General features: G+C 65.5%; 14 protein-coding genes. 11 read left to right on the plus strand and 3 right to left on the minus strand.

The genetic code is table 11. The annotated features are described in order from the left end of the window. The first annotated feature begins 306 nt into the window (after window positions 1–306). The 3 genes from gap to tpiA are packed head-to-tail and all read left to right on the plus strand — an operon-like array spanning window position 307 to window position 3329. Window positions 307–1326, plus strand: a complete 1020-nt coding sequence (gap, locus tag LGY53_RS15885) for a type I glyceraldehyde-3-phosphate dehydrogenase (protein ID WP_167475944.1) — start codon at window positions 307–309, stop codon at window positions 1324–1326. 2 nt (window positions 1327–1328) lie between these two features. After that, window positions 1329–2540, plus strand: a complete 1212-nt coding sequence (pgk, locus tag LGY53_RS15890) for a phosphoglycerate kinase (RefSeq protein ID WP_167475943.1) — start codon at window positions 1329–1331, stop codon at window positions 2538–2540. Between the two features lie 3 nt (window positions 2541–2543). Then, window positions 2544–3329 carry a triose-phosphate isomerase gene (tpiA, locus tag LGY53_RS15895; protein WP_225727442.1) on the plus strand — a complete coding sequence of 262 codons (786 nt, stop codon included), beginning with the start codon at window positions 2544–2546 and terminating at the stop codon, window positions 3327–3329. 54 nt (window positions 3330–3383) lie between these two features. Here the strand turns inward: tpiA and LGY53_RS15900 are convergent, their stop codons facing one another. Together LGY53_RS15900 and LGY53_RS15905 are read right to left on the minus strand one after the other, a co-directional pair. After that, window positions 3384–4169 carry an META domain-containing protein gene (locus LGY53_RS15900; protein ID WP_225727443.1) on the minus strand — a complete coding sequence of 262 codons (786 nt, stop codon included), beginning with the start codon at window positions 4167–4169 and terminating at the stop codon, window positions 3384–3386. A 47-nt stretch (window positions 4170–4216) separates the two neighbouring features. Further along, a complete protein-coding gene (locus LGY53_RS15905; RefSeq protein WP_225727444.1) occupies window positions 4217–5632 on the minus strand; it encodes a lipase family protein in 1416 nt (471 codons plus the stop codon). Window positions 5633–5775: 143 nt separating this feature from the next. Between LGY53_RS15905 and LGY53_RS15910 the strand changes: the two genes are divergently transcribed. Further along, window positions 5776–6408 (plus strand): TetR/AcrR family transcriptional regulator, encoded by a 633-nt coding sequence (locus LGY53_RS15910; RefSeq protein WP_225727445.1) that lies wholly within the window; start codon window positions 5776–5778, stop codon window positions 6406–6408. Window positions 6409–6413: 5 nt separating this feature from the next. Here the strand turns inward: LGY53_RS15910 and LGY53_RS15915 are convergent, their stop codons facing one another. Beyond that, a complete protein-coding gene (locus LGY53_RS15915; RefSeq protein WP_225727446.1) occupies window positions 6414–7226 on the minus strand; it encodes an amidohydrolase family protein in 813 nt (270 codons plus the stop codon). 402 nt (window positions 7227–7628) lie between these two features. Here LGY53_RS15915 and LGY53_RS15920 point away from each other — a divergent pair, with 402 nt between their 5' ends. The 7 genes from LGY53_RS15920 (at window position 7629) to LGY53_RS15945 (ending at window position 13644) form a co-directional block, all read left to right on the plus strand. Next, complete coding sequence (locus tag LGY53_RS15920) at window positions 7629–8660, plus strand: DMT family transporter (RefSeq protein ID WP_225727447.1); 1032 nt, start codon at window positions 7629–7631, stop codon at window positions 8658–8660. A 50-nt stretch (window positions 8661–8710) separates the two neighbouring features. Then, window positions 8711–9826 (plus strand): hypothetical protein, encoded by a 1116-nt coding sequence (locus LGY53_RS15925; protein ID WP_225727448.1) that lies wholly within the window; start codon window positions 8711–8713, stop codon window positions 9824–9826. A 118-nt stretch (window positions 9827–9944) separates the two neighbouring features. Next, on the plus strand, window positions 9945–10073 hold the full coding sequence (locus tag LGY53_RS43620; protein ID WP_255663407.1) for a hypothetical protein: 129 nt from the start codon (window positions 9945–9947) through the stop codon (window positions 10071–10073). 686 nt (window positions 10074–10759) lie between these two features. Continuing rightward, window positions 10760–11338, plus strand: a complete 579-nt coding sequence (locus tag LGY53_RS15930; RefSeq protein WP_225727449.1) for a DUF3558 domain-containing protein — start codon at window positions 10760–10762, stop codon at window positions 11336–11338. A gap of 27 nt (window positions 11339–11365) precedes the next feature. Next, window positions 11366–11845, plus strand: a complete 480-nt coding sequence (locus tag LGY53_RS15935; protein WP_225727450.1) for a hypothetical protein — start codon at window positions 11366–11368, stop codon at window positions 11843–11845. Next, window positions 11842–13035 (plus strand): hypothetical protein, encoded by a 1194-nt coding sequence (locus LGY53_RS15940; RefSeq protein ID WP_225727451.1) that lies wholly within the window; start codon window positions 11842–11844, stop codon window positions 13033–13035. Before LGY53_RS15935 ends, LGY53_RS15940 begins: the two co-directional genes overlap by 4 nt. A gap of 90 nt (window positions 13036–13125) precedes the next feature. Then, window positions 13126–13644: a hypothetical protein gene (locus LGY53_RS15945; protein WP_225727452.1), complete on the plus strand. Its 519-nt coding sequence runs from the start codon at window positions 13126–13128 to the stop codon at window positions 13642–13644. Window positions 13645–13670 lie beyond the last annotated feature (26 nt).

Consider the following 13670-nt stretch of genomic DNA (forward strand, 5'->3'; position numbering starts at 1 on the left):
CGTACTGCCCGATTCCGGGCGGCCATGTGCGGCATTGCATTTCCCGCGTCACGGCGGTGAATCCGACCGGTCTCGCTATTTCGGAGCCATCCGGTGATTGATCCGAAAGTCCTTGGCGTGCTGAGGTTTCCGGCAGAAACGGACAAATCACCCCATGGTGGGCCGCCGCGGGCCCGCATCGGCACTGGGCGTCTGACCAGGCATCGAGGCCTCACTAAGGCGAGGTGCGTGTCGGAGAGGTCGCGCCCGGGCACTAGTGTGAGTGATGCATCGGAATGATCCGCTGGAAAGCTGAGGAGCGATAACGTGACTGTCCGGGTAGGCATCAACGGCTTCGGTCGTATCGGACGTAACTTCTTCCGGGCGGTGGAGGCGCAGAAGGCGCTCGGCACCACCGATATCGAGATCGTCGCGGTCAACGACCTCACCGACAACGCGACACTGGCCACCCTGCTCAAGTACGACTCGATCCTCGGCCGCCTGCCGCAGGACGTGTCGCTGGACGGCGACGACACCATCGTCGTCGGCGAGCAGCGGATCAAGGCGCTGGCCATCAAGGAAGGCCCGGCCGCCCTGCCGTGGGGCGACCTCGGCGTCGACGTGGTCGTCGAATCCACCGGTATCTTCACCGACGCCACCAAGGCCAAGGGGCACATCGCCGCGGGCGCCAAGAAGGTCGTCATCTCCGCGCCGGCCAAGGGCGAGGACATCACCATCGTGATGGGCGTCAACGACGACAAGTACGACGGCAGCCAGAACATCATCTCCAACGCCTCCTGCACCACCAACTGCCTCGGCCCGCTGGCCAAGGTGCTGAACGACGAATTCGGCATCGTCAAGGGCCTGATGACCACGATCCACGCCTACACCCAGGATCAGAACCTGCAGGACGGCCCGCACAAGGATCTGCGCCGCGCCCGCGCCGCCGCGCTGAACATCGTGCCGACCAGCACCGGTGCGGCCAAGGCCATCGGCCTGGTGCTGCCCGAGCTGAACGGCAAGCTCGACGGCTACTCGCTGCGCGTGCCGGTCCCCACCGGCTCGATCACCGACCTGACCGCCGACCTGGCGAAGAAGGCGACCGTCGAGGAGATCAACGCCGCGTTCAAGGCCGCGGCCGAGGGTCCGCTGAAGGGCATCCTGAAGTACAACGTGGATCCGATCGTCTCCAGCGATATCGTCACCGATCCGCACTCCTCGATCTTCGACGCGCCGCTGACCAAGGTCATCGACGACCAGGTGAAGGTGTACTCCTGGTACGACAACGAGTGGGGCTACTCGAACCGCCTCGCCGACCTCATCGGCCTCGTCGGCAAGTCGCTGTAAGCATGGCGGTCAAGACACTTCAGGATCTGCTGTCCGAGGGTGTCGAGGGTCGGGGCGTACTCGTGCGCTCCGACCTGAACGTCCCCCTCGATAACGGCACGATCACCGACCCGGGCCGGATCATCGCCTCGGTGCCGACCATCAAGACGCTGGTCGAGGCCGGTGCGAAGGTGGTCGTCACGGCACATCTCGGCCGCCCCGACGGCGCGCCGGACCCGAAGTACTCGCTGGCGCCGGTCGCCGCGCGGCTGGCCGAGGAACTGGGCCGCAACGTCCAGCTCGCCGGTGATGTGGTCGGCCAGGACGCGCTGGCCCGCTCCGAGGGCCTCACCGACGGCGATGTGCTGCTGCTGGAGAACATTCGCTTCGATCCGCGCGAGACCAGCAAGGACGAGGCCGAGCGCGGCAAGCTGGCGCGTGCGCTCGTCGAATTGGTCGGCGAGGACGGCGCTTTCGTCTCCGACGGCTTCGGCGTGGTGCACCGCAAGCAGGCCTCGGTGTACGACGTGGCCAAGCTGCTGCCGCACTACGCGGGCAATCTGGTCGCGGCCGAGGTGGAGGTGCTGCGCACGCTGACGACCGATCCTGAGCGGCCGTACGCGGTGGTGCTCGGCGGATCGAAGGTTTCGGACAAGCTCGCGGTCATCGAATCGCTGGCGCCGAAGGTCGACACGCTGGTGATCGGCGGCGGCATGTGCTTCACCTTCCTTGCGGCACAGGGCCTTTCGGTCGGCTCCTCGCTGCTGCAGCAGGAGATGATCGACACCTGCAAGGATCTGCTGGAGCGCTACGGCGATGTGATCCACCTGCCGAGGGATATCGTTGTCGCGGACAAGTTCTCCGCCGACGCCGAGTCGAAGGTGGTGCCCGCCAACGAGATTCCGGACGGCTGGCTCGGCCTCGACGTCGGTCCCGAATCGGTGGACCGGTTCGCGGCGCTGCTCACCGAGGCGAAGACCATCTTCTGGAACGGCCCGATGGGCGTATTCGAGTTCGAGAAGTTCGCCGCGGGCACCCGCGGGGTCGCCGAGGCGATCGTGACGGCGACCGGCAAGGGCGCGTACACCGTTGTCGGCGGCGGCGATTCGGCCGCGGCCGTGCGCGCGCTCGGCCTCCCCGAGGACGGTTTCACCCACATCTCCACCGGTGGCGGCGCCTCCCTCGAATACCTCGAGGGTAAGGAACTGCCGGGCATCGCGGTGTTGGAGGACTGATCCGTGGCACGTAAACCGCTCATCGCGGGCAACTGGAAGATGAATCTGAACCACCTCGAGGCGCTGGCCCTGGTGCAGAAGATCGCCTTCGCATTGCCGGAGAAGTATTTCGACCGGGTCGACGTCACGGTCGTCCCGCCGTTCACCGACCTGCGCAGCGTGCAGACCTTGGTCGAGGGCGACAAACTGCTCATCACCTATGGCGCGCAGGATGTTTCGACGCACGACGAGGGCGCGTACACCGGCGAGATCAGCGGCTCGATGCTGGCCAAGCTGGGTTGCAGCTATGTGGTTGTCGGCCACTCGGAGCGGCGGCAGTACCACAACGAGGACGACGCCACCGTGCTGGCCAAGGCCAAGCAGGCGCTGAAATACGGCATCACGCCGATCGTCTGCATCGGCGAGGGGCTGAACGTCCGCGAGGCGCGGACCCACGTCGAATACAACCTGGAACAGCTGCGCGGTTCGCTCAAAGGCCTGACGGCGGAAGAGATTTCGAAGGTCGTCATCGCCTACGAGCCGGTCTGGGCGATCGGCACCGGCAAGGTCGCCACGCCCGCCGACGCGCAGGAGGTGTGCGGTGCGATCCGCGCCGAGCTGGCGCAGCTGGCCTCCGCCGAGGTCGCCGCGAACGTCCGGGTGCTGTACGGCGGCTCGGTGAACGCGAAGAACGTCGGCGAGCTGGTCGCGCAGACCGATATCGACGGCGCGCTGGTCGGCGGGGCATCGCTCAAGGGCGACGAATTCGCCACCCTTTCCGCGATCGCCGCCGGTGGTCCGATGCTCTGAGCCTCGGGCTCCGAAAGCGAAGCCCGGCAGCACCTTTCGGGATGCTGCCGGGCTTTACTGTTCGGCCTGCAAGGTCAGACCGTTGCCGTTGGTGTTGCGGAGGGTGAGTTCGTCCGCGTCGACGGTGGCGGATGTCTTGCCATCCAAGGCCTTCAGCACATCCCGCTCGACCTCCATCACCTCCGGGGAACACATCATCTTGGTGGTGCCCACCTGAAATGTGATGTCGGAGCCGGAGATATCGGCATGTCCGATGAGCCGGTTGCAGCCCGCGGTGCCGGAGACCGCGCCGTCCTGTCCGATGGTGAGTGTCGGCTTCACCTCGTCGATGGCCTGGGAGCGGATGAGCGCGTCGGGGGTGATCAGCGCGGTGACGATCCAGGTGGTGCCCTGTAACGGTTTATCGGGCGCGGCGACCTTCTTGTCCAGCAGGGTGATGGTGCGATTGTCGGTCTTCAGCACCAGCGTCGCATTGTCGAGCCGCCAGGACGGGTGCGAATTCAGCAGTCCGCTCAACCATTCGTCCGCGCCGTCGCGGTCGCCGGGGCAGGCCATGAGCGTGCTGGCCAAACCGGTGACGTGCACCTTGTGATCGTCGAGCGCGACCGCGCCGGAATGGGTGTTGCAGCCCGCGCTCGCGGAGATCCGCCCGTCCTTGAAGGTGACGGTGAGCGGGCCGCCGCCCGGTATCGGCGTGCCGTCGACGCCGGTGGAGACGAAGGTGCGGCCCATTGGTGTCGGCTCGGGATTCGCCGATCCGGAGCCGCCGCGCGAACACGCGGTGAGCGCGCATAGCGCCAACAGGACGACCGGGCCGAACCGCAGAAAGTTAGCCGACATGCCGCGAATGGTACTGACCTCGCGCGTTTCGGCCCGGTAGACACGTCTCAGACCGGCAGGCCGAATGCCGAGGCGAGGGTTTGCCCGATGGTGTTGGCGAAGGCGGCGAGCGCGCCCGGATCGAGCAGTTCGGTCGGCACGTCGCGATTGTGGCAGCCCGCAGGGGCGGGTATGCCGTTGAGGCGGTCATTGAGCCAGATGGCGGCCGATGCGGTGCCGGTGAAGGCGGCGCTGCCGTGTTCGCTCAGCAGGTCGCGGGTGTAGAAGACCCGGGCGTTGGGGTCCTTGCAGTAGGTGTCGTAGGTCTTGTCGACGGCGTTGATCGGCATCACTTCGTCGAGCGGGGCCTCGTAGATGTAGAGCGGGGCGGTGGGGGTGCCGCGGTTGCCGAGGGTCAATTCGTCGAGCACCGGCTGCATTTCCGGCGCCTGCATCGGATCGCCGGGATAATCGAAGAGTCCCTTGATGTTGACGAATGGGAATCCGGCGAATTGCAGTGCGACGCACTGTCCTTCATGCACCACCCGGACGGCCTTGCCGAGCGGATTCATATACCGCTGGATGAACTGGTCGACCTGCGGGTATTCCCTTGCGACGCCGAACAATCCGCCGAGCACCGCGCCGCCGAAGGTGGAGGTGCCGTTGTTGTAGTCGATGGCGGTGCGGATATCGGCGAGCAGTCCGCCGGTCGCCGAGCCGACCAGGTTCAGCTCCGGCGCGTACTCGGGTTGTAGCTCAGCAGCGTGCGCCGTGGGTATGGCGCCGCCGGAGTAACCCCACATGGCCGCCCGGGTCGCGGGGCCGGAAAGCCCTGCGGGCTCGAAGTTTTCGGCGGCGCGGATGCCGTCCAGGGTGATCCGGCCGCCGAGCGGGCCGACGGCGTACGCGGCATTCGGCCCCTGATGATCGGGGATGACGACGGCGTGCCCGAGCTGCAGCATGGCCTGCACCTCGACGAACTCCGCCTCCATCACCGGATTCAGCGGATTCGGCAGCGAACCCATCTGCAGTGTGTACGAGGGTGCGCAGTTCTGCGAGAGCGAATCCTCGGCCATCTGGAAGGAGACCAGTGCGCGCTGATCGGTCGGCGCCGGCCGGTACGGCACGATCAGGGTGGCGACCGCCGGTATCGCCTCGCCGCGGGTGTTGGTGCTGCGGTAGGAGAGCTGCCAGGCGCGGACGTTCAGCGGAATCAGCCACAGGTTGGCCAGATTCACCTGGCGGGCCGCCAGGATCTCGCCCGGTTGCGCCGCGGCGACCCGGGCCGGATCCGGTTGGTAGAACGCGGGATCCAGATACGGCGGCGCGGGCGGCTGCGGGAAGGGGAGTGGCGGTTGCACGGGGACCGGATCGGCCGCGGCTACCGTGCCGACGGCCGGGGTGACCGCGACGGTCAGTCCCGCGGTGACAGCCAGGCAGGTGTAGCCGATTCCGGTGCGTTTACGCCGACGCGGCACGGTCATGGTGGAGCTCCTCATCGGGCCAAAAAGAGAGCAAACATTTCCTAACTGACGTCGCAGACTGTAAGGTGTTGTGCGGCAATGTGTCAACGATCACGTCCACCACTTCGATCGGCCTGCCCGGCCACCCGGCAGGATGGTCAGCCATGACCGCCGAACCCGCCCATCGCCCGCGCCGCACCCAGCAGGAACGCCGGGCCGCGACCGTCGCCAAACTGGTCGACGCCACCATCGCGGCCATCGGCGAGGTCGGCTATCAGCATGCGACCGTGCAGGAGATCTGCGGGCGCGCCGGACTTTCCGTCGGCGCGATGTTCCGCCAGTTCGACAGCAGGCTGGACCTCATCGTGCGCACCGTCGGCGAGGTGCTGACCCGGCAGACCGCCGGATTCCGGATGGTGATGGAACAGCTTGGCGACCAAGGGAATTCGATCGATGCCGCGCTGCGGTTCCTGCGGTCGGCGCAGGCCGACAACATCACGCACGCGCTGCGCGAGATCTATCTGGCGGCGCGCTCGGATGCCGAATTGCGCGCCAGGATCGCGCCATCCATCGAGAGTTACTATGCCGAGATCGTCGCGGAGGTGGAGCGGACCGCCGTGCTGGAACGGTTCCCCGAACGGGTGCGGCGGCCGCTGTTCTTCCTTGTGCTGCACCTGTTCTCGGGGCAGGCGGTGGTGCGCGGCGTGATACCCGATCCGGCGATGGACGATTCGGTGCTGGAGCTGATCGAGGATCTGCTCGGCACCTATGTCGCCGCCAAAGGCATTGAGCGGTAACGTTTCTAGAGTTTGAAGACGCGGCGGGCGTTGCCGTCCAGGTAGAGTTCGCGCACCTCGTCGTCCAAGCCGAGTTCGTCCAGGCCCGCCAGCGCGTGCTGCGGCACGATCATCGGAAAGTTCGTGCCGAACAGCACCTTGTGCCGTCCGCTACCCGATTTCAGATACGAGATCAGTTCCGGCGGAAGGCGTTTCGTGGTGTAGGCGGAGGTATCGATGACGACGTTCGGATGTTTGCGCGCCACCGCGATCATCTCCTCGGTCCACGGGTAGCCGACATGTCCGCAGACGATGGTCAGCTCCGGGAAATCGATCGCGATCTGATCGATATACGGGATGGGCCTTCCGGTTTCGGACGGGCGCAGCGGGCCGGTGTGCCCGACCTGGGTGCAGAACGGCACCCCCAATTCGACGCAGGCCGCGAACAGCGGATAGAAACGCCGGTCCGTCGGCGGCGTCTCCCACAGCCAGGGCAGCACCCGCAGCCCCTTGAAACCGTCGTCCAGCACGCGGCGGCGCAGTTCCCGGATGCCCGCCATCGGATCGCGCAGGTCCACCGATGCGATCCCGGCCAACCGATCCGGCGCCTCGGCGACCCACGCGGCCACCTCGTCGTTGGAGATCAGCACCCCTTGCGGCCCATGCCATGCCGAGATCAACGCCTTGTCGACACCGCCCGCGTCGAGTGCGGCGATGGTGACCGACAGGGGGATTTCACCCTCCGGAATCGCACCGCCGGTCCAGCGCCGCAGCGACGCGAACATATCCTGCGCCAGGAAGTGGGCGGTGGGATGTTGGGCCCAGACGTCGATGGTCATGGGGCAGAAGTCCTTTCAGCGACGCGGCGGGTGCGTACCGGCCGATCCGGATTCGAGCATAAAGGGAGTGACCATCCCGCGGTGCGGCGATTGGCGGCGGGCAGTAGTATCGGGTCCGTGCATCGACTCTTTCCGATCACTCCGCCCCCGGCCTCCTGAGCGAGGTGTATTGGGTAGCGCGCCACCGCGATTGGTGAGCGTGCTCTTCAGGCGTACTTCCTGCCTCGGCTCTGGCTGTGTGTTGGCGTTCGTGCCTGTTTCGCGTACTTTCGGTGCACCTCGCTTCCGCGATCTCGATCATTGATCCGATCCGCGACGTCCGCGGGTGATTCGTGATGGCCCGATGCGGCCATCCGGCCCGGCGCCGGCGTCGCGGTCCCATCGCAGGAGCGCGAACTTTTCATGTCCACAGTTGTGTCGACGGCCCGGCGTTCCGGGCTCATATCCCTTGTCGCGGCCGGAATCCTCTGGGGCACCGGCGGTTTGCTCGGTGCGCTGCTCGGCCGGGCCACCGGCCTCGCCCCGATCGCGGTCGCCGCGTGCCGACTCGGTGCCGGAGGTCTGCTACTGATCGTGATGTTGATCGTCACCAGGCGGCCGATGCCTCGAAATCGGTTGGCGTGGCGCAGAATCGGTGCGATCGCCGCACTCGCGGGCTGGTTCCAGATGTGCTACTTCGGCGCGGTGGCCGCATCGTCGGTGAGCCTGGCGACCCTGATCACGATCGGAATGTCACCGGTATTCGTCGCGGTACTGGAACAGCTCACCGGCAGGCGGGCACTGGACCGCCGCCGTGTCGTCACGATCGGTCTCGCCCTGTCCGGTCTGACGCTGCTGGTCGGCGGCCCGGCCACGGGCTCGGCCGCCGGACTGCTGCTCGGCGCCGCGCTGGCCGCCGCTGCCGCCGCAGGCTTCGCCACCATGACGCTGATCAGCGCGAATCCCATCGACGGTCTCGAACCGATGACCACTACCGCGCTCGGTTTCACCGGCGGCGCGGTGCTCCTCGCCCCCTTGGCCGCGAGCACCGGCCTCACTTTCGTCGTTACACCGACCAGCATCGCCCTGCTACTGGCACTCGGCCTCTTCCCGACCGCCGCCGCCTACTCGCTGTACTTCCACGGCCTGCCCGCCGCAGGCCCCGGAACCACCGCGGCCATGGCCCTGCTGGAACCGCTCACCGGCACCATCCTCGCCGCCGTCATCCTCGGCGACCGCCTGCGCCCCCTCGCACTGGTCGGCGCGGCCCTGCTGGTAGCGGCCCTACTCCTCGCCGCGCGTGCGTCCAGCGATATCGAAGTACTCCGGAACCCAACGCCGTTGGAGCCCCAAGCGACGCAGGCCGATTGGCCGTTTCATGATCGTGAGCGACGAAATGATCGAAAAATTACGCGAGCAGGTAACGGGCCACGCACAGCTCTCGATCAGACCTAGCGGTCCGTACGAGCGGACCGAAAACCCGTGCGCACCTACGTTAGGCCGTGATGACAGACCAACCGTTCACCCATTCCACGCCCGGTGACCAACCGCAGACAAACCAGCGCAATGCCAGCGGGTGGCCGGTGGTCGTTCTGGTGGCGGTTTCGACTGTTGTTTCGGAGATGATGCCCTTGGGGTCGCAGCGGTGGATCACGCTGTCCGACCTGCTCACGGGATTAATTCTGTATGGTCCCGCCCCGGAGATGTGGACTGCGCTGCCCGAGGTGCTCATGGGATTAATTCTCTGCGGTTCCGCCCCGCTGCTGATTCGGGAGGTCGTGCGCCGCCGCGGCGGTGGCTGGCCATCCCTGATGTTGTTCGGGGCCGGTTATGGGGCGTTCGAGTACGGCTTGCTGGGGCAGGATTGGCTGCAGCACGGTCTCTTCGATCCCTACGATCTGCGCTACGCGGCACTCGGCGTTCTCTGGACCACCGCGGCCGGGAAGGTCGTATTCACTGCGGTGTGGGCGATCACTTTGCCAATTCTGTTGACCGAGTTGGTGTTCCGTGATCGACGCAGCCAACCGTGGTTGCGGCGTACCGGAATGGTGGCCTGGGGGGCTGTTCTGGCACTGGGTTCCGTTGCGTTGTGGGGATTCACGTGGGCCGACTGGTCGCACCGCTACTATGCCCACGGGCACATCCGGCGCGTGTCCGTTCTCGGTGTGGCAGTTGTGGCGGCGGCGCTGCTGGCGGCGGGGTGGTGGAGCACGACAGCGCTGCGCGGGCGCGCCGAATCGGTCGCTGCGCCTGCGCCGGGCGCGGCGTTTGCGGGCCTGGTCGCGCTGGCCGGTTCCGCGGCATGGATGGGTACCGGCTACTCCATCGACGATGCTCTGCCGACCGCAGGGGTGTTGCTCTGGTACCTTCTCCTGCTCACGGGCAGTGTGCTGCTGATACGGGTATGGCTGAGCCGACCCGGATTCGACGATTGGCATCGCCTGGCCTGCTATGCGGGCGCATTGGCGGCCTGTTCCATCTACCTATTCCTGTTCGACAGGCCAACCGGCGCCGATCTGGTGCATCGCGTGGTCGTATGCGTGGTTGTGGCAATCCTGCTGGGGCTGCTTGCCCGTCAACTTTCACAATCGGCGCAAGCCACGGACTCACGCGGAAAATGAAGACGGCTTGGGGTCGGTTTGTCTGCCGACTACGGGCCTGCGCAACGTCTCTATGTCCGGCGCGGCTACCTCCCCGACGGCCGCGGAGTCGTCTACGACAACGAGCTGGCGTCTTGCCGTGCCTGCGGTCACCGCCGTGAAGGTGGAACCACCCACGCCTCGCGACGTTACGGGGTGGGTGATGCGTCCGGCCGCCGAACTCGCCAACGACGAAACCGCCCGGCTACAGGAGATTCTCGGCCGCTGAGATACGTTGCGCGAGGTCAACAGGCTCGTCGGCGACTTTGCCGGAATGGCCCGTGAGCGTGGCGGCAGGCATCTCGACTTCTGGATCGCCACCGCCGAATCCAGCGGCATCAGCCAACTGGCCAGCTTCGCCGCTCAGCGACTACGACGCCGTCCGAAACGGACTCACCCTGGAATGGTCCAGCGGCGCTGTCGAAGGCAAGCATCAAAATGATCAAGAGAACCATGTACGGGCGTGCCGAATTTGACCTCCTCGGACGACGAGTCCTGTTGTCCGACCAGCACATCCGTCACTGAAACTGCGCCAGAGCCCATTCCGGCTGACTGCTGACAGTGGATCGCTCTCGCGTTGTCCCTCGGATCGGTGATTGCGGTAGTGGCGGTCTGACCGGATGGGTAGTTGTCGTCTAACTTTGAGCGACAATGTCGGTCCACTCGGGATTTGTCGCTCAGAGTTGGACGACGACATATATGTCGGGCTGCTGCGGGACGGCTCCCTTGGGTCGGCTACGCCTCTGAGGGTGGACGGTGGCGTTGGTCCCGATCGGCCCTCGTCCGGCGGGGTGGAGGTCTGCTTGCGAGCCCAATGGAGCCACCGGTAACGTCGCAGGAACTGTCAGACGCTTCAGGGGGCGGAGAGGCCGGTCCGGTCCTGGGGTAGCGTGCGCACCGGCTTATGGGGAATCGATGACGAGCAGGCCGAAGTCGTTGTGTTTGACCGTCTTCGCCGTAGGAGTTGTCTGCGTCCTCGCGGGATGCGGGTCGTCTACGGGCGGTACCGCCGAGCCGTCGAGTAGCACCAAAACGCCCTCATCGACAGGTCCTGCTACGGACGTGCCGACCGGCTTCGATGGTTGTAATCTCCCACAGAGTTTCCTGGATTCCGAGAAGCTCGAGAATCGCGGCCCAGATGAGTCGGACCTCGGCGGCGGACTCAAATTACGCGGCTGTCGGTATCTGCGGACCGATGATGGCTACGGCGGATATATCAGGACGACCAATCTCACGGTGGATATGGTGCGGGCTAAACAGTTCCCAGAAACCAAAGAGTTGACGGTCGATGGGCGACGAGCGATCTCTTCCCGTCAGTTTCTAGGCCCCAATATCAAAGATTCGTGCACAGTGGATGTGGAGATGAAGGGCGGTAGCCTCGACATCAATGTAAACAATCCGCCCAGCAGGAAAGACACCGGCAAGCTCGACTCGTGCGACATCGCGAAATCTTTAGCGGACAAGATTGCTCCGATGATACCGGCCGGAGCCTGATCGTCATCTACGTCGGGAGGGAAACAAATGAGCGACGATGCAACTCAATCACCTCGGCCAATGGCCAACCTACTCAAAGAGGTGAAGGATGGAAATCTGACGATAAGGCTATCGGCTGACGATTTCATCAATATCGATCGCGACTGCGAATCCTTCAAAAGGACAATTAAAGACATGCAAACAGTCGCGCAAGATATTGCAAGCCAGCAGGCTTGGGGCTGTGGAGAATCCCCCATGTACTGCCAGGTCGACCTTCGTACGTTGGTCTCGGGGGAAACCGTTGTCAATCGCTTTCGGAAAAAGGCGCAGGACGACCCGAATAGCATTTACAAGATACTGGACCAGCACCTCCAGATCGTCGAAGATATCCAAGAAGCCCACCGCATAGTCCGAGACCGCCTCGTCCAGTCCGACGCCGAATTCGCAGCCGCATTCAACAGCAAGAAGGACGTACCAGACACACGTCCGCAGGTCAAAGCCCCTGATCTCTCATCGAGGCCGAAATGAACGCATACGAGGCACCGGGTATCCCGAGCGGCGGTGAGAACCCGAATAACTGGAGTCACAAGGAGATCCTGCACACCTTCGAGGTGCAGAAGCCGGAAAACGCGGCCCCCGCGAGCCAGAAGTATGGTCAACTCTGGCAAATGTGGGAGCAGGGGCTGGAAACCTTCAACCGCTCGATCCAGAAATCGATCTCGGACGCATGGTCCGGCGGAAAAGCCGCGCCGCTGGCGATGGATGCGATTCGCAATTACGTCAAGAACGCCCATGAATTGAGCGGCCCGATTTCGGAGATGCAATCCCGGGTCGAGGAGGCATCGGCCGCTGTCGGCATGACAAAGAGCGGGATTCCGGGTCTGGTGGAGGGTGACCAGCACTGGTACAACCCCTTCAGCTGGGGCAAGAACGGCGAGAAGTCGGAGAAACTGCAAGAGGCTCGCGAGGCCATGGAGAAGGACTTCGTGAAGCCCATGGGCGTCATCGACGCCAAAATCCCGGTGTTCCCCACGCCGAATAATCCGACGAACCCGGTCGATATCCCGCAGGCCCCGCCCGGCGGATGGGACTGGCAGTCCGGCGTTCCGGGCAACGGTGTCCCCGGCAATGGCGTTCCGGGCAATGGCGTTCCCGGCGTGAAACCGGGCGGCGACGACACCGGCAAAGACACCGGCAAAGATAAGGACAAGAACAAGGACCAGCCGGGCACCGAGCCCAAGACCGGGCAGCCGACCGGAACGAACCCGACCTCCACCAATCCGACCTCGACAAACCCGAGCCCCAAGCAACCGACCACCCCGACCGGACTCGATCCGACCAAGACGAACCCGACGGGCCTCAACCCCAGCACGCCCATCCCGAGCACCCCCGGCCTGCCCCGCAGCACCCCGGGAGTCCCGAGCACCCCCGGCAACACCCCGAAGACCGCGGCTCCGCGCCAAAGCCTGCCCGGCCTGGCGGGCACCGCGGCCGCCGCCAATCAAGCGGCAGCCGCCGCCCGCGGCGCGACCGGCGCCCAGGGCGCGTTCGGCGGCATGCCCGGCGCGGCCGGAAAGGGCAAGGGCGACGAGGATTCCGAGCACAAAATCCCCGACTGGCTCATCAACCAGGAGAACACCGACGAACTCCTCGGCGAACAACCGAAAACCCTCCCCGGCGGTGTGATCGGCACCAACCCGGAGTTCAAGGATTCCTGACCACCCTCCGCCGCGGGCCCGGCACGCATCCGGACTGCCGGGCCGAGTGCGAGCTTGCCGCGGCAGCGTGCGGCGGCCGATCATGTGCAAGTGCGATTGTGGACGTTGCAGGCGCCCGAGGTGGTTGCCGCGCTCCACGCCGAGGGGGAGTACCTGGCCGAATGGGCAACTGCGCCGGGCGATTACGGCCCGGCGTATCGGGCGGTGGTCGCCGAGATGGCTCGGCGCGGGATCGATTCGGCTGGGGCGCCGCCGATTTGGTGCTGGACGTGGCGGAGTCCGCTGCGCCTGACCGCGAATCTCTTGCTGAGCGACCAGGATTGGGCGCACGGGCGGTGGCTGCTCGCACTCGACGCGCCGGACCGGCTGACGCTGTCCACATCCTATGCCGGATGGAACGACTACCTGTGCTACACAATGGGTTTCGCCGATGAACCGGTCGAGATGGACTGGTCCGGCCGCCTGCTCTCCCCGGTGGATCAGCCGCAGGTCACCCTCCCCGGGCTGCGGGCCGAATGGGTGCTGTGGGCACGGGAATTCCCACCCGACGCGGAGACCGCGGCCCGGATCGCGGTGAACCCGATCACGATCGCCGGAGACGTCGGATGAGCGGATCAGCGGCACTAAGCTCAGGG

It is taken from the genome of Nocardia sp. JCM 34519.1 (genome assembly GCF_020361265.1).
In the GTDB taxonomy this organism is placed as follows: Bacteria; Actinomycetota; Actinomycetes; order Mycobacteriales; family Mycobacteriaceae; genus Nocardia; species Nocardia arthritidis_A.